This is a genomic window from Pseudomonas ogarae, assembly GCF_014268695.2.
GTDB classification, from domain to species: Bacteria; Pseudomonadota; Gammaproteobacteria; order Pseudomonadales; family Pseudomonadaceae; genus Aquipseudomonas; species Aquipseudomonas kilonensis.
The window spans coordinates 2636946-2655037 of record NZ_CP077086.1 but is presented as its reverse complement, the minus strand read 5'-3'; the positions used below and the strand labels follow the sequence as shown (position 1 = coordinate 2655037).

Sequence of the window (18092 nt, the reverse complement as noted above, 5' to 3'; positions counted from 1 at the left end):
CGTGCAATCTCCCTTATCGCTGTTGCAGCGCCAGGCCAAGGTGCGCCCCGAAGAAGCACCCGCAGTCCTGTGGTCGATGCTCTACGTCATCGCGCTATTTCTGGCGTATTACCTGTTGCGACCGATCCGCGACGAACTCGGTGTGGCCGGCGGGGTCCAGAACTTGCCCTGGCTATTCACTGGTACGTTGTTGGCGATGCTGGTAGCCAGCCCGCTGTTCGCGCTGGCCGTGCGCAAACTGCCACGCAAGCAGTTCATCGTCGTGGCCTATCGCTTCTTCGCTGCCAACCTGATGTTGTTTGCACTGCTGCTGCATCTCGCCGATCCACAGTGGCAGGTGTGGCTGGGACGTGCCTTTTTCATCTGGGTCTCGGTCTTTAACCTGTTCGTCGTCTCGGTGTTCTGGTCCTTCATGGTGGATATCTTCGACAGCGAGCAGGGCAAACGGCTGTTCGGGCTACTCGCGGCAGGAGCAACGATTGGCGGCCTCTTGGGCTCGGCTATCACTTCCAGCCTGATCCAACAGTTGGACCGCTCCTGGCTGATGGTGATTGCCATCCTGTTTCTGGAAGTGGCGGTACTTGCATCACGCCGTTTATCTCGCCTTGCTCCGATGTTCAGCCACACTACGCTCAAGGAAAACCCGGACCAGCCCTTGGGTGGCGGCATCTTTACCGGCATGGTCCACACGTTGCGTTCGCCCTACTTGGTCGGGTTGGCACTATTCATTCTGCTGTACTCGGTCACGTCGACTTTCTTGTATTTTCAGCAGGCCAGCATCGCCGAGTCCTCGTTCCCTGATCGTGCCGCCCGCACGGCGTTCTTTGCCAATATCGACCTGATCGTCAATGCGATCACACTGGTATTCCAGCTGTTCATCACCGGCAGGATGATCGCCACCGCGGGCATCGTGGCAACGCTGTGTGTCCTGCCGCTGGTCAGCCTGTTCGGCTTCGCTGCCTTGGCCGCCAGCCCTAGCGTCGCAGTCATCGTGGCCGCGCAGGTCGCCCGCCGGGTAGCGAACTTCGCACTGGCCAGACCCGCCAGGGAAATCCTGTTTACCTCCAGCACACGTGAAGATCGCTACAAAGCCAAGAACTTCATCGACACGGTCGTTTATCGTGGCGGTGACCAAATCGCCAGTTGGGGATACGCAAGCCTGATGGGCCTTGGCCTGACCCTGGCGCAGATTCCCATGATCTCGGTCCCCCTCTCAGCTATCTGGCTGGGCTTGAGTGTCTGGTTGGGACGAACCCACCTGAAGCAGGAACAGCGCGATGCTACGGTCTCACCATCATTGATTGAGGACAGGACATGAAGTCTACCCGCCGCTCCATAGTGAAATCCCTTGGCGTATTGGCCGCTCTGCCTTGGCTCATCCCCGCGAGTCGCGCCTTTGCGGTCGCGCCAACCCGCATCGGCGTGATCGGTAGCGGATCGCTGGGCGGCACGGTAGGTCGGCTGTGGGTCGAGGCTGGACATGAGGTCATGTTCTCTTCCCGCCATCCAGAGCAATTGCAAGACATGGTTGAGGCGTTAGGGCCACGCGCTTCGGTCGGCCTGCCGATGGCGGCAGCGGAATTCGGCACCGTGCTTCTGTTGGCTATTCCGTTTGAAGCGCTGCCCCAGGTCGGGCGAGACCTGCACAGTGCCTACCGCGGCAAGATCGTTCTGGACTCCACCAATCCTTGGGGCACAAGCAGCAGCGATGTATACCGCGAAGCGCACAACCTGGGCGTTGCTGAAACCGTCGCGAAGTACATGATCGGCGCGCGACTGGTGCGCGCATTCAGTGCCGTCGATGCCACCGTGGTGGCAATGTCTGCCTCACGAGCGGGCGGGCGCATTGGCATGCCCGTCGCAGGAGATGACGCCGAGGCCTTGCGGGTCGCCGCCGACCTGGTACGCGATGCTGGTTGCGACCCAGTCGTCGTGGGCAACCTGGCTGCCTCCGCCTCGTTCCAGCCGGGCAGGCCGGGTTTCCGCGCCCATCTGACCGCACCGGAACTGCGCCGCCTCCTCGGCCTGTAGTGCAGAGTTCTGGTGGCCGCGCAGATAAGCAAGAAACCTTGCTGCTAGCTCCCACCCCAACAATCGGCCGGTGGATCAAACTGCCAGGCTCTCATGAGTCGGGCAGTGTGATCGCGAGGAAGCTGAATCGAACCGCCGGGTGATCGGAAAATGTGCCGCTCTCCTGTCACCCGCCCCCCCCTCCTGCACTCAGCTCATCCAGTTCCCGCCATCAACGTTGTACGTTTGTGCAACGATGTAATCGCTCTCCGAGCCCGCCAGGAAAATTGCCATTCCTACCAGATCCTCTGCCGTCCCCATTCTTCCATACGGAACCTCAAGGCCGACGAGCCGCTTTTTCTCACCCAGGGGGCGGTTCTCGTGTTTGGCAAAGAGCGCGTCGACACCGTCCCAGTGTTCGCCATCGACAACCCCCGGGGCAATCGCATTGACATTGATTTTGTGCTTGATGAGGTTAAGGCCAGCAGACTGTGTAAGGCTGATGACGGCCGCCTTGGTGGCGCAGTAGACGCCTACCAACGCCTCACCGCGGCGACCCGCCTGGCTGGCCATGTTGATGATCTTACCGCCATGCCCCTGACTGATCATCTGCTTCGCCGCTGCCTGAAGCGTGAACAGCGTCCCGCTGACATTGATTGCAAAAAGCTTGTCGTAGCTTTCCCGAGTGATCTCGGTGATCGGTGCAAGATCGAACAACGCCGCATTGTTCACAAGGATGTCCAGCTTTCCTGCGTGGGCAACGACCTCGGCGATCGCTGCATCAATGGACGCCTGGCGGGTAACGTCCATCTCCACCGCGTAAGCTTGCGGCCCAAGCTCGGAGGCCGTCGCTTGAGCTCTTTCCAAATTGATGTCGGCGATAGCGACCGTAGCGCCTTCACCGATATAGGCCTGGGCAAACGAGCGTCCAATACCGCGCGCGGAACCAGTGATCAAAGCGCTTTTACCTTCGAGACGTTTCATTGAATCTACCTTTGTGGTTCGTGGCGCGCTTCATCGAAAGAGCGCGCGTGATGGAAGTCAGGCCGCGCGTGATGCCGCAGGGCTTACCGAAAGACCGCTCTCATCAAATAGATGGCAATGAGCGACATCGAGGGTGAGATAACGCCGGGCGGCGTACGGCACTTCGCAATCCCCCTGGACACGTACCGTCAGGCTTTCTCCTGAATCGACATTCACGTGGCAGAAGGTATCGCTGCCCAGGCGCTCGGTGACATCCGTCGTGACTGGCACTTGGCCTTCAGCGCCCAGGGTCAAATGCTCCGGCCGTATCCCGATCGTCACGGATTGCCCGACCGACAACGCACTGCTGTCGCGTGGAATGAGCAAAGTGGTTCCAGAGGCGAATCTAACCTCCACCCCCGATGCATGCACGGCATGCACAGTCGCCTGCAAGAATCCCATTTTTGGTGTCCCAAGGAAGCCGGCAACGAACAGGTTGGCAGGGTGATGGTAGAGCTCGAGCGGCGAACCAATCTGCTCGATCCGCCCAGCGTTAAGCACAACGACCTTGGTGGCGAGCGTCATGGCTTCGACCTGGTCATGGGTCACGTAGATCATGGTCGCCTGCAGCTCCTTATGCAGTCGGGACAGCTCCAAGCGCGTTTGTACACGCAGCGCAGCATCAAGGTTCGACAGTGGCTCATCGAAAAGGAAAATTTTCGGGTTTCGGACAATCGCACGCCCAATAGCGACTCGTTGGCGCTGACCACCTGACAACTGCTTAGGCTTGCGGTCGAGCAGAGAACCAAGTTCGAGAATCCTTGCGGCCTCGGCGACCTTCCTTTCCACATCCGGCTTCTTCTCACCTGCCAGATCCAAGGCAAATGACAAATTCTTGCGTACCGTCATGTGCGGATACAGAGCATAGGTCTGGAATACCATGGCCAGGTCTCGTTTGGCAGGAGTCACCTCAGTGATGTCTCGGCCGTCGAGCTCGATCGTGCCGCTCGTGACGTCTTCCAAACCTGCAATCAGGCGCAACAGGGTCGACTTGCCACACCCCGACGGCCCTACGAACACCACAAATTCCTTATCCTTAACCTCGAGATCGATGCCCTTGATGATGGACAGTCCCTCGAAACCTTTCTTGAGATTTTCTATTTTCAAAGTGGCCATGCGTAAAGTCCTGTATGAAATTGGAGCCTTCGCGAAATCATTGAATGCTCGGCGTCGTCATTTGACGGCGCCAAAGGACAGCCCACGAACCAATTGCTTCTGACTGATCCAGCCGAAGATCAAGATAGGTGCGCAGGCCAATGTGGAAACCGCGGAAAGCTTCGCCCAGAACAGACCCTCAGGGCTCGAGTAGGAAGCGATCAGCGCGGTCAGAGGTGCGGCGCTGGAGCTCGTCAGGTTGAGCGACCAGAAGGCCTCGTTCCAGCACAGGATCATCGACAGCAGCATGGTCGAGGCCAGCCCACCCTTGCTGATGGGCAGCAGCACGCGCAGCATCTCCTGCCCCAGGGTCGCGCCGTCCAGCCTGGCCGCCTCCAGAATCTCCCGGGGGATGTCTTTGAAGTACGTGTAAATCATCCATACCACGATGGGCAGGTTGATCAGGGTGTAGATCACGATCAGCGCGATCCGGGTGTCCAGCAACCCCGCCCCCTTCGCCAGAAGGTAGATAGGCATGAGCACCCCAACTGGAGGAAGCATCTTGGTCGATAGCATCCAAAGCAGCGTCTGCTTAGTGCGCTTGGTCTCATAGAACGCCATCGAGTAGGCCGCCGGCACCGCGATCAGCATGCACAACGCTGTAGCGGAGAAGGAGATCAGCACCGAGTTCCACGCAAAGTGGAAGTAGTCACTGCGCTCCTGGATGTGCAAGTAATTCTCCAGCGTAGGCATGAAGATGAACTGTGGCGGCGTAGCGAAAGCGTCGATCTCGGTCTTGAAACTGGTAAGCACCATCCAAAAGATCGGAAAGAACAACAGCAAAGCGGTGACCCAGGCCAAGGTGCCGAGCAGTACGCTTTGCAGAGACCGGGATTGTTTAAGCGTCATCATGGCGTTGTCCTCAGGCTTTGTCGGTCAGGTTCTTGCCAATCATGCGCACCAGCACAATCGCCGCGATGTTAGCGATCACCACCGCAATCAGGCCACCGGCCGAGGCCATGCCCACATCGAACTGCACCAGCGCCTGGTTGTAGATCAGATAGGCGAGGTTGGTCGAAGCGACCCCAGGTCCGCCATTTGTCGTGGTGAAGATTTCTGCAAATACCGACAGCAGGAAAATCGTCTCGATCATCACCACCACCGCGATGGGCCTGGCCAAATGTGGCAGGGTCAGATGCCAGAAGATGGCCAGGGCACCCGCCCCATCCAATCGAGCGGCCTCTTTCTGCTCTTGATCGAGCGACTGCATGGCTGTCATCAGCAACAAGATCGCAAAAGGCAGCCACTGCCAGGAAACAATGACGATGATCGAGAAGAGTGGGTAATGAGCTAGCCAATCGACGGGCTGTGCCCCGAAGAACTTCCATACCGCCGCGAGGATCCCGGAGACAGGGTGGAAGATCAGGTTCTTGAAGATCAGCGAACCCACGGTCGGCATGATAAAAAACGGCGAAATGAGCAGCACCCTGACTATGCCGCGTCCAAAGAACTCGCTTGCCTCAAGCAAGGCTGCAATCAAGACACCAAAAATCACGCTGATCAGCAACACGCTGCCCACCAATATCAACGTGTTAAGCGCTCCGGGAAGAAAACCCGAATCTGTCACGAAATAGGCAAAGTTCTCCAGGCCAACGAACTCGTTTTCCCCTGGATTGAGCAGGTTGTACCGGATCACCGAAAAATAAACGGTCATGGCCAGCGGCACGATCATCCAGAGCAACAAAAGTGCAACCGATGGCGACACCAGAAACCATCCTGGATTGATCAAACGGCGTGCGCGTGATGGCGCCGAGGCCGCAAGCTGGGCTCGAATAATGGACGTGTTCATGATTATTTACCTGTGCGGCTGTGACCGCCGGCGCTAAGCCGGCGGAGGTAAGGGGCTATTTATTTTTTGGGATAGCCCGCACGCTTCATCTCGCGCTCGGTTGTGGACTGGGCAGAAGCCAGCGCTTGCTCAACCGACATTTGTCCTGTCAATGCTGCGGAGAAAAGCTTGCCTACCGATGTACCGATCGACTGAAACTCGGGGATCACCACGTATTGAATGCCCACGTACGGAACAGGTTTGGCTGAAGGCTGCGACGGGTCAGCGTGCTTCATCATTTGCAACGTTACCTGAGCAAACGGCGCGGCCTTGAGGTAAGCGTCACTGTAGGTCGAGATGCGTGTACCGGGTGGCACGTTCGTGATGCCATCCTTATCGGTAACTAGCTGGATGTACTCTTTGGAGGTGGCCCAGGTGACGAACGATTTGGCGGCCTCTTTGTGCTTGGAGGTGGCAGGAATTGCCAATGACCAGGCGTACAACCATGAGGACCCCTTGTCGGTAACCTCAATAGGCGCAGGAGCGAAACCTACGCTGTCCACCACCCGGCTCTGCTCCTTATCGGTGGTGAAAGATCCAGCCACGCTTGCATCAACCCAAATCGCGCATTTTCCACTGTTGAAAAGGGCCAGTGTTTCGTTGAACCCGTTACTGGATACTCCCGGAGGGCCGTATTTCTTCAGGGTATCAACATAAAACGTCGCTGCTGCCTTCCACTCAGGACCATTGAGTTCAGGCTGCCATCTCTCATCGAACCAGCGCGCCCCGAAGGCGTTGGCCATCGTGGTAAGCAAGGCCATGTTTTCGCCCCAGCCAGCTTTGCCACGCAAGCACATGCCATATTGATCCTTCGAAGGATCATTGAGCTTGGCAGCGAACTCGCCCAGTTGCGACCAGGTCGGCTGCCCCGGCATCGTCAGCCCTGCAGCCTTGAACAGGTCGGTGCGGTAGTACGTGATGGTGCTTTCGCCGTAGAACGGCAGTGCGTAGAGCGTATCGTTAACGGAAAGGCCCTGACGCACGGCAGGAAAGATATCGTCGACGTCGTAGCCGGCCGGGAGGTCCTTCATCGGCTCTAGCCAGCTCTTAGCACCCCACATCGGGGTCTCGTAGGTGCCAATCGTCAACACGTCGAACTGACCACCTTGAGTGGCAATGTCAGTGGTCAGGCGCTGACGCAGAACGTTCTCTTCGAGCACGACCCAGTTCAGTTTGATGTCGGGATGCTGCTGCTCGAAGACCTTGGATAGCCGTTGCATTCGGATCATGTCACCGTTGTTGACCGTCGCGATGGTCAGCGTCTCAGCGGCATGGCTGGCAAGGGCGAATGACAGACCAGTAGAAAGAATTAGCGCATTCGTAATCTTCATGGGGCTCTCCACTCCAAGCCAGATGACCGGAGCTATTATTGTTGTTGTTCACCACTTGTGAGCAAAACAAGACCGCATTGCAGTGGTGGGCGAATTGATTAGACCACCTACCCGCCCCGCCCTCAAACGAATCGCGGACGCCGAACCGATACTTTTTTGATCGCGACAACCGGCGGCCACGAGGGTTAAAAAAGTATCAACAAGCTGCAATAGTTGGGCTAGCAGCCCCGGACGAATTCGGCGTATGGTTGGCGCATTCGATCCACCGCATAACTATAAAAAGGGGCACGAGATGCCTGATAACCGCGCTGCTTTGTTCGAGCACCGACCAGCCGACCTTGAAGTCATCCTTCCTGAACCCGATCAGAGCTTTCGATGGTACGAGCACGACTATCCATACGCCCTCGCCCGCTGGAACCACCATCCGGAATATGAAATCCACCTGATTCGACAAGGAAGTGGCAAGCTTTTGGCTGGGGATTACATCGGGCCCTTCACCGCAGGACATGTCGCACTGATTGGCCCAGGTCTTCCCCATGATTGGATGGGAGATATCGCGCCGGGGGAACAGCTCGTAGGCCGCGACGTGGTTCTGCAGTTTGACGGTGCTGCCCTGCTCGACCTCCAAGGTTCATTACCTGAGCTATCAGAGCTGAAAACGCTATTTGAGCTGGCACAACGTGGGATCGAGTTTACTGGGGGGACGGCCGTCGAGGCCGCTTTGCTGCTTGAGAGAATCGGCGAGGCGACGGGACTTCAGCGCCTGATCATGTTCCTGCAATTGATAGGCACCCTCGCAAGGGCGCCAAAGCGCGAAATTCGGGTATTGGCCAGCGCCTGCTACTCGCCTTCGTTGAACGAGCGCAGCTCGGAGCGAATTAATCAGGCATTCGACTACTTGATCAATGAGCTCACGTCTGACGTCCGGCTATCTGTCATCGCCGAGCGAGTTGGGATGAGCGAGGCCGGTTTTTCACGCTTTTTCAAACGAATCACTGGCCACGGATTCATGGACCTGATGCGCAAGCTGCGCATCCAGCGTGCATGTCGGCTACTCGTCCAGACACAGCTCTCGGTCGCCGAAATCTGCTTCGAGGTAGGCTACGAAAACGTCTCCAATTTCAATCGCCACTTCCGTCATGAAATGCATCAGACCCCGAGCGACTACCGGCGTACTACTGCCGTGAAGCTCTTCAACCGAGACAGTCTTCACCCATCGCTACCGATCACGCAGGTGCGGTGAGACCGCGCCTGTCGATGTGACGCACGATAGTGTCCCCAGCCCGATACAAGAGAGAATGAATATGCAATTGCCGAGCGTTGTTGTGTTTGGTGAAGCACTGACCGACGTGGTTCAACACTCGCCCGGACGGTGGCAGGGCTATCCAGGTGGCGCGCCCTGGAACGTGGCCCGCGCAATGAGCCGCCTCGGCGTGCCCACTGCATTCGCCGGCTCGATCAGTACCGACTCATTGGGCGATGAGCTCGCACAGCAATCGAAGTCTGCCGGCCTGGACATGAGATTCCTCCAGAGAGTTGACGCTGACCCTCTGGTAGCTATCGTGCCCTCCAGCCACCCTCCCCGGTATTTCTTTGCGGGCGAGGCCGATCTACTTTTTGATGTGGACCAACTCCCGGCAGGTTGGTTGGATGCCGCTCGACTCTGTCACTTCAGCTGTATCAGCCTTGCCCGTCAGCCATTGGGGGACAGGCTTGTTGAGGTGGCCAGGAGGGTGAAGGAAGAAGACAAGCTGATCAGCTATGACCCGAACTGGCGCAACCTGATGGACACCCGCTACCGCGAGCTGACTTTCCCGGCCATGGTGGAGCTTGCAGACATCATCAAGCTCTCGGATGAAGATCTTCGCCAGATATACCCTGGATTGAACGAAGAACAGGCGCTTCACACGTTGCGGACGATGAATGCTAGTGCGCAGATTCTTTTCACCCGTGGAGCGAAAGGTATGGCGTTGTATGCTGCCGACGTGAAGTTTGAACAGCCCGCGATCGCCGTTGAGGTCGCTGATACGGTGGGTGCTGGCGATTCGAGTATGGCCGGATGGCTGGCCTCGACGTTGTTAGGCATCCAAGAGCCCCATGCACGATTGGAGTTCTCCGCTGCTTGTGCCTCGGTGTCTTGCTCGCATGCCGGGGCTTACGCGCCTAGTCGTGAAGAGGTGGAGGATTTGCTGTCAAACCGCATGCAACATCAGCGCTGAAGTTCGCATTGCGTACCGCCATTTTGTCAGGAAGGCGGGACTCAAGAAGCACTGGATGGACTTTAGATCCCGGATGACGACTACCCCCCCTGCACGGGGCGTTTAATCCAAAATCATTCGAAGCGCACTGTTCGTGCCAGGCAGCCGTCCAGAGCGTTTTGCCAGGGCTGTTGCTTCTAAGCGGCCACCTGTTTCGCCCAATGCTTGTTCAGATCACCACTGAGCGTTCCCACCACTCCAGAAATACCTGCAAAGCCGCCTCGTTAGTGCTGGCCTGATTAACCGCCATGTAATAACCACGCGCGGTTCTGTGCTCCAATGCCAGGGGCTGCACCAATTGGCCACTGTCCAGATACGTCTTGAGCATACCGATGCATGCCAGCCCTATGCCGCGCCCATCCAGGGTCGCCTGAATCTGCTGCGCGTAGTTATTGTAGGCCATGCGCGAGGGCGGCAACGGGCCTTCATAGCCCATCTGGTTGAGCCAGGTGGACCAGTCCACCACTGGCCAGTTGAAGCCGCGCCAGTGTTCGTGGTCCAAGTGCAACAAACGCTCCCCCACCAGTTGCTGCAAGTTCTTGATCTGGCGCCCAGCGAGGTAGCCAGGGCTACACAGCGGCACCATATTTTCATCGAATAGGCGGGTCATGCGAATATGCTGCGACTGCCCCTCATCGCCGCAGGTGAAGGCCACGTCAATTTGTTCCTCGCGTAAATCCACCTCCCGGTCCAGCGCCAGCAACCGGATCGCCACCTCAGGGTGCTCGGCCTGAAAGGCCTCCAAGTGGGGCATCAGCCAATAGGTCGATAAGCCAATGGTGGCCGTGATCGTCAACGCCTCCTGCGTGCCGCTGCGGATATCACTGGCTGCCTGGGCAATGCGCTCCATTCCTTGATCCACCGCTGCATACAGACGCCTCCCAGAAGGGGTAAGGCTGACCCGACGGTGTTCACGCACGAATAGCTCGTGACCGAGAAACTCTTCTACGAGCCGAATTTGCCGGCTAACGGCCGCCTGAGTAATACATATTTCATGGGCCGCCGCAGTAAAACTCAGCAGCCGCGCAGCGGCTTCGAACACCACAAGACCGTTGAGAGGAGGAAGGCGCCGCCGAAGCTTTTCCATTACAAAAAGTTATCCAAAGGTCGTGAATTAGTTGTTTGTTCTGCCCGCAGAATCATGGCCATATGGCAACCAGGCCGGCGTATACGACCGTCCATGTCTGCGATGACCAGTATTGATCTGCCTCTATTCCATTACCTAAGCTTTATCGTAATTTCAGGAGAGACGCAAATGCGCTTGGTGCACACATTCAAGGTTCTGATGGGAGGCTTGGCGCTTTCCCTTTTGCAGGTACTGCCGGTCTCCGCCGAGCAGGCACCGATCCGTATCGGCTGGATCAACTGGGCAGATGCAGAAATCACTGCAAAACTGGCCGCCAAGGCGATCGAAGACGTGACTGGCCATCCGGTCAAACTCGTCATGGCCGACCTGGGCATCCAATTCCAGGCATTAGCCAACAAGAGCGTCGACTTCATTCCAATGGTCTGGCTGCCAGGGGCGCACAAAACCTTCTGGGACAAGTACAGCTCTCAAGTTGAAGACTTGGGGACCGTGTACGACGGCAAGATTGGCTGGGCGATTCCAGACAGCATTCCGGCCAGTGAGGTGTCCAGTATTGAAGACCTGAACAAGCCGGGCATTGCGGCGAAATTCGGCAACCGAATCCTGTCGGCAGGAGCGGGAAATGGGCAATACAAACTGTCCGAAAAGGCCATCGCCGAATATGGCCTCAAAGACTACAAGCTGGTTGCTTCCTCCGAAGCAGGCATGCTCTCGGAATTAGCGCGGGATCAGTCCCGTGACAAATGGTCGATCATCAACGCCTGGAACCCGCACTGGATGTTTGCTAAATGGAAATTGCGCTATCTCGTCGACTCGAAGAACATTTTCGGCGGTACTGAGCATATCCACGTGGTTTCCCGCCTGGGCTTCAAGGCGGACGAGCCGAAGATCGCCACCTTCCTCGAGCATTACACGTTGCCTTTGAACGATCTGGAAACCATGCAGATGCAAGCCAAGGATAGTTCGGTCGATGAAGTAGTGAACGCTTACTACTTGAAGAACCGCACACGCTTCGCTGCCATGTTCCAGTGACCTGACATTTGCGTCCAGTTTCAAACGCTGCGTTTTATCCCACTACCTGAACCTGATCCACCGCATGCGGCAACCCGCCTGTGCGCCGATGTGTGCCCGTCATTTGCTGAATTGCCATTTAACTAATAAAACACCCTGGAGAACCGCAATGAAACTGACTGATTTCAAAGTCCTGACCTTTGACGTAGTAGGCACCCTGATCAATTTCGAAGCCGGCATCTTGGCGGCCGTACGCAGTATCGGCGGACCTGAAGCCTATAACGTTTCTGACGACGCCATTTTCGACGCTTACAAAACCGCAGATGACGTGTACCGCGGCGACATGCGTGCTCCCAATCGATTCATGTACACCATGAGCGATATTTATCAAAAGTTCGCAGCCGAATTGGGACTGATCAGCGATAAGGCCGCCGGTGATCGCTTTCAGGCTTCAGTGGTCTCCTGGCCAGCCTTTGCCGATTCCGTGGATGCCCTGGCTCGCCTGCGCAAGCATTTCCGTCTAGTCGCCATGACCAACGTCGATCGCACTTCCTTCTCCGCTTACCAATTCACCCTGGGCTATCCGTTCCATGACTCGCTCACCAGCGAAGAGACCGGCGTACATAAGCCCGACCCACTGTATTTCGCTTACAACCAAGGACGTCAGTCAGCTTCAGGTTTCCAGAAATGTGACATTTTGCATGTCGCTCAGAGCCAGTATCACGACATCGGTGTGGCGCACGAGGCGGGCTATACCACTTGCTGGATCGAACGTCGTCACGACATCCTGGGCTATGGCGCCACGCCCGTGCCTGAAAAGGTCACTCAACCCGACTTCCACTTCCACTCAATGAAAGAGCTGGCTGACGCAGTGGAAGCCGAGTTGAGCAACCCAGCCATGAAATATTCCTGAGGAAGCGAGCCATGGCCGTCAGTCCTTTTGCAGCCGATATTGCTTCACTGTGGCAATCCACGGCCGTTGACGCTCCGTCATTTCCAGCGCTGGAAGGTGATCGAAGCTATGACGTGGTCGTGGTGGGGGGAGGCTATACCGGGTTGTCCACGGCGCATTATTTGGCGAAAAAAGGGCTGGCAACAGTGGTGCTGGAAGCCAGTCGCATCGGCTGGGGGGCGAGCGGTCGAAATGGTGGCGTGGTGTCGGCCAAGTATCGTATCTCGCTGAGCAAGGTGGCGGCGCGATACGGACTGGAGATGGCTCAGACTATGCGTCGTCTATCCCTTGAGTCGGTGGAACACCTTGAGGAGCTGGTGGCGGTTTATTCGCTGGAAGCGGCGCAATATCGGCGTAGCGGCAGCCTGCATTGCGCGCACAACGAGGCCACGCTGGACTACTGTGTGCGGGAGGCGCAGTGGTTGCATGAGCATTTGGGGGATAGCTCCTTCGAAGTGCTTTGCGCCGGTCAGATGCAGGAGGAAACCGGCTCTGGCGATTTTGTCGGCGGCGTCCTCGACAGAGGTGGAGGCTTGTTACACCCATTGAACTTCGTCCGGGGGTTGGCCGACGGTGTGAGCGCGGCGGGAGTCAGTATCCATGAGGGAGCGCCCGTCATGGGCATTCGGCGGATGGGGACGGGCGTCAGGGTGGAGACACCTACTGGCACTGTCCGTGCCAAGCAAGTCGTGTTGGCTACTAACGGTTACTCGAGCCTAACGCCAGCTACTGCGCCTGTGCGCAAATCGGTCGTGCCTTTTCGTTCGGCGATGCTGGCCACCGAGCCTCTCACCGGCCCGCAGCTGGAGTTGTTGCGCCACGGCCGCAGCTACACCGAAACGCGGCGGATGATGCGCTGGTTTCGGATGGCCGAGGACCGTCTGTTGTACGGCGGTCGCGGTGCGTTCGGCACGGATGACTCCGAGGCGGCTTTCAATGCCTTGCACGAAGCGATGGTCAAGCAGTTTCCCCTACTCGCCCGGGCGACCATCACCCATCGTTGGTCGGGGCTAGTGGCGCTCACAATTGACAGTGTGCCGCACGTCGGACGGATTGATGACCGCGTGGTCTATGCCATGGGTTACAACGGCACGGGAGTGGCCATGTCCTCATACATCGGTAAGCATGTCGCAGATGTCATTGTTGGGCGGAAGCCAGAATTGGGGTTGATGTGGGCGGACAAAATACGCCGTATACCTTTTTATTCGCTGCGAGTACCCGTGGTTCGAATGGTCGCCGGTTGGTATCAGTTTTTGGACGCCATCGGACGCTGAGCGTATCCCGAAAGAAATGACAGTCCCAGGCCGCTACACAGCCTCGGTCCGGAAGGAGTGATACTGCCATGCTGTTGGAGAATGAAATTCAATGCTTGAAACTAGGCCGGGAATTATCGACCAAACTATCGAAGTGCCGGGATGACCCTCTCGCCATGTGGCTGGCCAGTTACATTCGCAGGTTGATGTGCGAATTATTGGAAGCTGAAGATCCGAGCCAGCTGGCGCGAGCAAGTAGCGCCTGCATGGACGCCATATTGAAGCTCTGGGAGCACCGCGGGTTGCTGCCCTGCGCGAATCAACGTCGTCCTGCGGACGGTGTCACGAGCCAGAGTTTTAAAGCGAAGTCAGACAAATGAATACATAGATAATCTCGCCATTGACCGCTCTAGGAATTGGCAAAAGTCATTTGGCGCTCAAGATTTTCTCATAGAGCCCAGTGAGCATGTGCTCTCTGGTCACGCCACGTCGTAGCGTCGTTTAATGCTCAAGTTGATCAAGTGGGGGAACGTAAGGCATTCGGTCGGTCAGGACCAAGGCCAGGCCTGCTCCGTGCGGGAAAAACCAGAAGGTTAAAAGCAGTGTACCGGCCCCAACTGCCAACCCCTTATTCGTCAGATCTCTTGCTTACTCCGTCTGTCGACGTCAAAAGCCGCCTTTCTTTCAAAGCTGACATCGCCAAAATTGATTCTCAGCAAGCAGGTATCAGCTGACAGTAAAACTTGAAGTACATCGCAGCGATTGAAGCCATAAATGAGAGTTATCAGTCACCCCCAGCAACGCGATGGTGTTATTGACGCCCAGCCATCAATACAGCTCATGGTTATATGCGATCACGCAGCTAGCTCTTCGTCATCCCTGTCGTAAAATCACGCCACGGTTACGCAGCCCCTGCGTCATCGTCAATAGGCTCCACGCCCATTCTGATAGAAGCCATAAGGTTGTTTGATTGACCTGAAAGCTCCCATAGTCAAGCAGCCCCCCCAGCCAGAGCCATGACCGCACCAAGTCAGAATGAGGATTACAGTTCATACCCTCTGGAATTATTCGCCGCAACAAATGGAGCCCCATTGATGCCCGATCCGATCAAGCTTGAATTTTCCGAAAAGTACGACGATAAGCACGCGCAGAGTTATTTACTCAAGCATAAGGACAATCTGGCCCGCCGTTTATCCCACAAACGCGACGAGCAATTGGCACGTAGTGCGTTGGTCGCCGCTGGCGAGCCTGGCTTGGTGCTGGACTTGCCGTGTGGGGCCGGGCGTTTCTGGCCGTTACTGGCGCAAAAGCCTGGTCGCGTGATCATCGGCGCAGACAATTCTGAGTCGATGTTGAAGGTCGCAACCATCGCCCAACCGGCGGAAGTGGTGAAACGGGTTCGCCCGTTGCAGACCTCTGCCTTTGCTATCGATTTACCGGACAACGCGGTTGACAACATATTCTGCATGCGCTTGATGCACCACATCGGCGCCCCTGAGCACAGACTCGCGATACTGCGTGAGTTTCAACGCGTTACTCGCGACAGCGTAATTATCTCACTATGGGTGGACGGGAACTTCAAGGCTTGGAAACGCAAGCGTACCGAAGTGCGTCGTCGCAACAAAGGAGAACAGGAAGGTTACCAAAATCGGTTCGTGTTACCGGCTACTACTGTCGAGGCAGAGTTTGAACAAGTCGGTTTCCGTGTTCAGAAATCCCTGGACTTCATACCGTTCTACGCCATGTGGCGAGTGTATGTTTTGCGCAAAAAATAATAGGATGGCTATCGGCCGCGTATTCACTTGATGGTGTTTATAGTTTACGCCCCCTCGAATCATAGGCCACATGATCAGCTCCGTGGATGGGCGCCTCGTGTCTTTCCGATGGACATTTCTCCCCAACGGAGACAGTGAGCGAACGATTAGCAACCATTACGAGCGAATTGCCGCCAGCGTGGGCGAAGACGGTTTCATCATAGGTCGAAAGACCTGGGAAGGTAACGGCTGGATTACCGGACAGCGCATAGAGGCCTCGGGGGGAGCCTCTTGCCGAACATCTCCGCCGCACCTCAGGCAACGCGTGAAGTTCACGCATTTACGGCAGCCCGAGCTAGATGGACCCAAGCAAGCAGCGACATCCATTATCACAGCAAAAAGACAGCACCTCAGCTTGAACCCAGCGCACTGCAAACGATTTGTGCGGTCACATCGAAATTCTCCGTAGTAAGCACATCGATTGGCGCGCGACCTTTTAATCGCTCATGAGGCTTACAAAGGGCGCCATAAAGCCTCCATGCATCGACATCCGGAAACCGCGCTAACGCAGCAAGTACCAACTTGTGCCGCAGTGGATCAAGCTGCCAATCGGGAATACGCTGACCGCGATTCCCCAGACTCAGGGATAGCAGGCGCCGAGCCTTGATATCTCGGTTGATCTGATCTCTGGATTTGCCTGCCAGTTTGGCGAAGACAAACAGTGCCAAATTACTCGAAGCTTCATAGGTAGCTAGCATCTCGGCGCGCTGGCGTTGTATTTCAGATACTTGGGGGTCGCGCAGCTGTTCAGTCTGCGTAGGAGCAGGTAGGACTGGTGAATACTGAGCAGCGTTAAGGACCGGTTCGTTGCTGACGGACGTTTTGGAGGCTGGGACAGTCGTCTCTGGGAAGCCACCGCTGTACAGAACGGCGTTTGCATTCGCGCTTTCCAACGAAGGTAATGAAGCTGCGCCCTCTAAACGAATGGTCAGCGGAGAACTTGCCGCTTTCAGTTGTCCCTGCCCCCAAAGGTCCAGACGATTCGCCCAGTCCTGCATCATGGTCCGGCGCTGCTCGACATATTCCGCGTGATTGTAGGCCGCACTCACCTTGTCCGGATCCGCATGAGAAAGCTGAGCATCCACCCACACCTTCGGGTAGCCGATCTCGTTCAGCGCCGTCGAGATCGTCGCCCTCATGCCATGACCGGTGAGTTGATCGGCGTACCCCATTCGGCGTAGCGCGCCATTCAGCGTGTTCTCACTGATGCGCTTGCTGAGGTCGCTTCGATGCGCAAACAAGTAGCGTTGCGCAGGGACAACCTGGTCCTGCAAGTGACGCACGATCTCCAGCGCCTGAACCGACAGCGGCACGATATAAGGCGGTACATTTTGGGTCTGTTTACCTGGCTTCCGCATCGCTAGCTGAAGTTGTTTCACCACTTCCGCCGGTATGATCCACAAGCGCTTCTCCAGATCGAACTGATCGGGTGTTGCCAGCCGCAATTCGCCCGTGCGGACCCCGGTCAGCAGCAACAACCGAAGACCAAGCCGAGTTTGGTTGGCGCCACCGTAATTTCGAAGAGCAGCCATCAATCCCGGAAGCTCGTCCATACGAAGAAATGGGTTGTGCGTAACAGGCGGTTTGGGGAGTGCGACCACATCAAGGTCTGAAGCCGGGTTGTGTTCCAGTCCCTCGATTTTCACCAACGCATAACGGAACAATTGGTTGAACCAGGTCCGACATTTTTCGGCGGTCGTTAAAGCCTTGCGCTGTTCGATCCTGCTCAGTAAATCCAGCAGATCGTGACGATTGATATCGTAGATAGACCGCCCGCCCAGGCTGGGCAGGACGTCTTTATTGAAGATTCTCAATATCTGCGAGAGCGTGCTTTGACGCCCTTCCTTCAGGCTCAGCCTGCGGAACTCCACCCACTGATTGAACACAGCCTCGAAGGTGTGCTCCTTCGCAGCATGAACAGCAAGACGCTGTTGTTTGCGATGCTCATAGGGATTGATGCCTTGGGCAACCAAGGCCCGTGCTTCATCACGACGGGTACGGGCTTCTTTAAGCCCAATTTGGGGGTAACTACCGAGCGACATGCGCTTCTGCTTGCCTGCCCAGTAGTAACGGAAGAGCCAGACTTTTCCGCCTCTGGCCGTCACATTGAGTGTGAGACCATCACTGTCGCCGAGGGTGTAGTCATTACCGGTGATTCGGGCATGTCGAACTGTCATTTCTGAGAGTGCCATCGCGAGCTCCTGAACAGAGTCAGGGCCAGATGCTCATCTCGCTACACAATCTGCTCCAGCATTTAACCGATTCAGTGCTCGTCAGAATCCTGGACTCAATTCTGGACTTAAACGCACCGGATAGTGCTGGATTTCAGTGGTTCCCGCTGGAACGAAAAAAGGGCCTAAAGGCCCTGAT

At 56.6% G+C, this 18092-nt stretch carries 16 protein-coding genes and 1 pseudogene; 9 read left to right on the top strand and 8 right to left on the bottom strand.

Annotation, left to right across the window (positions count from 1 at the left end; genetic code table 11):
* Positions 1-76: 76 nt before the first annotated feature.
* A complete protein-coding gene (locus tag HU749_RS11820) occupies positions 77-1318 on the top strand; it encodes an NTP/NDP exchange transporter (protein WP_225919158.1) in 1242 nt (413 codons plus the stop codon).
* Positions 1315-2031, top strand: a complete 717-nt coding sequence (locus HU749_RS11815; protein ID WP_176167048.1) for an NADPH-dependent F420 reductase — start codon at positions 1315-1317, stop codon at positions 2029-2031. The genes HU749_RS11820 and HU749_RS11815 overlap by 4 nt, the downstream gene beginning before the upstream one ends.
* A gap of 189 nt (positions 2032-2220) precedes the next feature.
* Here the strand turns inward: HU749_RS11815 and HU749_RS11810 are convergent, their stop codons facing one another.
* From HU749_RS11810 to HU749_RS11790, 5 genes are read right to left on the bottom strand one after another with little or no spacing between them, the layout of a single operon-like run.
* Positions 2221-2994, bottom strand: coding sequence for an L-iditol 2-dehydrogenase (locus tag HU749_RS11810; protein ID WP_013692788.1), 774 nt, complete (start codon positions 2992-2994; stop codon positions 2221-2223).
* 57 nt (positions 2995-3051) lie between these two features.
* Complete coding sequence (locus tag HU749_RS11805; RefSeq protein ID WP_013692787.1) at positions 3052-4149, bottom strand: ABC transporter ATP-binding protein; 1098 nt, start codon at positions 4147-4149, stop codon at positions 3052-3054.
* A 57-nt stretch (positions 4150-4206) separates the two neighbouring features.
* Positions 4207-5040, bottom strand: coding sequence for a carbohydrate ABC transporter permease (locus tag HU749_RS11800; RefSeq protein ID WP_013692786.1), 834 nt, complete (start codon positions 5038-5040; stop codon positions 4207-4209).
* 10 nt (positions 5041-5050) lie between these two features.
* Positions 5051-5977: a carbohydrate ABC transporter permease gene (locus HU749_RS11795; RefSeq protein WP_186650685.1), complete on the bottom strand. Its 927-nt coding sequence runs from the start codon at positions 5975-5977 to the stop codon at positions 5051-5053.
* 59 nt (positions 5978-6036) lie between these two features.
* Complete coding sequence (locus HU749_RS11790) at positions 6037-7347, bottom strand: ABC transporter substrate-binding protein (protein WP_079302507.1); 1311 nt, start codon at positions 7345-7347, stop codon at positions 6037-6039.
* A 292-nt stretch (positions 7348-7639) separates the two neighbouring features.
* On the opposite strand from HU749_RS11790, the gene HU749_RS11785 reads away from it, so the two are divergent.
* Together HU749_RS11785 and HU749_RS11780 are read left to right on the top strand one after the other, a co-directional pair.
* Positions 7640-8590 (top strand): AraC family transcriptional regulator, encoded by a 951-nt coding sequence (locus tag HU749_RS11785; RefSeq protein WP_013692783.1) that lies wholly within the window; start codon positions 7640-7642, stop codon positions 8588-8590.
* 61 nt (positions 8591-8651) lie between these two features.
* Positions 8652-9566: a carbohydrate kinase family protein gene (locus HU749_RS11780; protein ID WP_041931136.1), complete on the top strand. Its 915-nt coding sequence runs from the start codon at positions 8652-8654 to the stop codon at positions 9564-9566.
* 208 nt (positions 9567-9774) lie between these two features.
* Here HU749_RS11780 and HU749_RS11775 read toward each other — a convergent pair whose 3' ends face one another.
* Together HU749_RS11775 and HU749_RS29585 are read right to left on the bottom strand one after the other, a co-directional pair.
* The gene (locus HU749_RS11775) at positions 9775-10455 is read right to left on the bottom strand and encodes a LysR substrate-binding domain-containing protein (protein ID WP_223473194.1); all 681 of its coding nucleotides are present in this window, start codon (positions 10453-10455) and stop codon (positions 9775-9777) included.
* An 87-nt stretch (positions 10456-10542) separates the two neighbouring features.
* Positions 10543-10692, bottom strand: a pseudogene (locus tag HU749_RS29585) (LysR family transcriptional regulator); the annotation flags it as partial.
* A 168-nt stretch (positions 10693-10860) separates the two neighbouring features.
* On the opposite strand from HU749_RS29585, the gene HU749_RS11770 reads away from it, so the two are divergent.
* The 5 genes from HU749_RS11770 to HU749_RS11750 all read left to right on the top strand — a co-directional run bounded on the left by HU749_RS11770 (position 10861) and on the right by HU749_RS11750 (position 15683).
* On the top strand, positions 10861-11724 hold the full coding sequence (locus HU749_RS11770) for a glycine betaine ABC transporter substrate-binding protein (protein WP_079302506.1): 864 nt from the start codon (positions 10861-10863) through the stop codon (positions 11722-11724).
* 148 nt (positions 11725-11872) lie between these two features.
* The gene (locus HU749_RS11765; RefSeq protein ID WP_079302505.1) at positions 11873-12616 is read left to right on the top strand and encodes an HAD-IA family hydrolase; all 744 of its coding nucleotides are present in this window, start codon (positions 11873-11875) and stop codon (positions 12614-12616) included.
* 11 nt (positions 12617-12627) lie between these two features.
* A complete protein-coding gene (locus tag HU749_RS11760; protein ID WP_060738042.1) occupies positions 12628-13929 on the top strand; it encodes an NAD(P)/FAD-dependent oxidoreductase in 1302 nt (433 codons plus the stop codon).
* A gap of 68 nt (positions 13930-13997) precedes the next feature.
* Entirely contained in the window at positions 13998-14288 is a 291-nt protein-coding gene (locus HU749_RS11755) for a hypothetical protein (protein WP_013692777.1), read from the top strand.
* Between the two features lie 714 nt (positions 14289-15002).
* The gene (locus tag HU749_RS11750; RefSeq protein ID WP_079302504.1) at positions 15003-15683 is read left to right on the top strand and encodes a class I SAM-dependent methyltransferase; all 681 of its coding nucleotides are present in this window, start codon (positions 15003-15005) and stop codon (positions 15681-15683) included.
* A gap of 389 nt (positions 15684-16072) precedes the next feature.
* Here HU749_RS11750 and HU749_RS11745 read toward each other — a convergent pair whose 3' ends face one another.
* Positions 16073-17914 carry a tyrosine-type recombinase/integrase gene (locus tag HU749_RS11745; protein ID WP_186650683.1) on the bottom strand — a complete coding sequence of 614 codons (1842 nt, stop codon included), beginning with the start codon at positions 17912-17914 and terminating at the stop codon, positions 16073-16075.
* Positions 17915-18092: the final 178 nt, after the last annotated feature.

Excerpts from the sequence above, each read along its gene's own strand:
- HU749_RS11765 (WP_079302505.1), top strand. The coding sequence starts at position 11,873 with ATGAAACTGACTGATTTCAAAGTCCTGACCTTTGACGTAGTAGGCACC.
- HU749_RS11790 (WP_079302507.1), bottom strand. The coding sequence starts at position 7,347 with ATGAAGATTACGAATGCGCTAATTCTTTCTACTGGTCTGTCATTCGCC.
- HU749_RS11795 (WP_186650685.1), bottom strand. The coding sequence starts at position 5,977 with ATGAACACGTCCATTATTCGAGCCCAGCTTGCGGCCTCGGCGCCATCA.
- HU749_RS11785 (WP_013692783.1), top strand. The coding sequence starts at position 7,640 with ATGCCTGATAACCGCGCTGCTTTGTTCGAGCACCGACCAGCCGACCTT.
- HU749_RS11800 (WP_013692786.1), bottom strand. The coding sequence starts at position 5,040 with ATGATGACGCTTAAACAATCCCGGTCTCTGCAAAGCGTACTGCTCGGC.
- HU749_RS11775 (WP_223473194.1), bottom strand. The coding sequence starts at position 10,455 with ATGGAGCGCATTGCCCAGGCAGCCAGTGATATCCGCAGCGGCACGCAG.
- HU749_RS11750 (WP_079302504.1), top strand. The coding sequence starts at position 15,003 with ATGCCCGATCCGATCAAGCTTGAATTTTCCGAAAAGTACGACGATAAG.
- HU749_RS11815 (WP_176167048.1), top strand. The coding sequence starts at position 1,315 with ATGAAGTCTACCCGCCGCTCCATAGTGAAATCCCTTGGCGTATTGGCC.
- HU749_RS11820 (WP_225919158.1), top strand. The coding sequence starts at position 77 with ATGCTCTACGTCATCGCGCTATTTCTGGCGTATTACCTGTTGCGACCG.
- HU749_RS11745 (WP_186650683.1), bottom strand. The coding sequence starts at position 17,914 with ATGGCACTCTCAGAAATGACAGTTCGACATGCCCGAATCACCGGTAAT.
- HU749_RS11755 (WP_013692777.1), top strand. The coding sequence starts at position 13,998 with ATGCTGTTGGAGAATGAAATTCAATGCTTGAAACTAGGCCGGGAATTA.
- HU749_RS11760 (WP_060738042.1), top strand. The coding sequence starts at position 12,628 with ATGGCCGTCAGTCCTTTTGCAGCCGATATTGCTTCACTGTGGCAATCC.
- HU749_RS11810 (WP_013692788.1), bottom strand. The coding sequence starts at position 2,994 with ATGAAACGTCTCGAAGGTAAAAGCGCTTTGATCACTGGTTCCGCGCGC.
- HU749_RS11770 (WP_079302506.1), top strand. The coding sequence starts at position 10,861 with ATGCGCTTGGTGCACACATTCAAGGTTCTGATGGGAGGCTTGGCGCTT.
- HU749_RS11805 (WP_013692787.1), bottom strand. The coding sequence starts at position 4,149 with ATGGCCACTTTGAAAATAGAAAATCTCAAGAAAGGTTTCGAGGGACTG.
- HU749_RS11780 (WP_041931136.1), top strand. The coding sequence starts at position 8,652 with ATGCAATTGCCGAGCGTTGTTGTGTTTGGTGAAGCACTGACCGACGTG.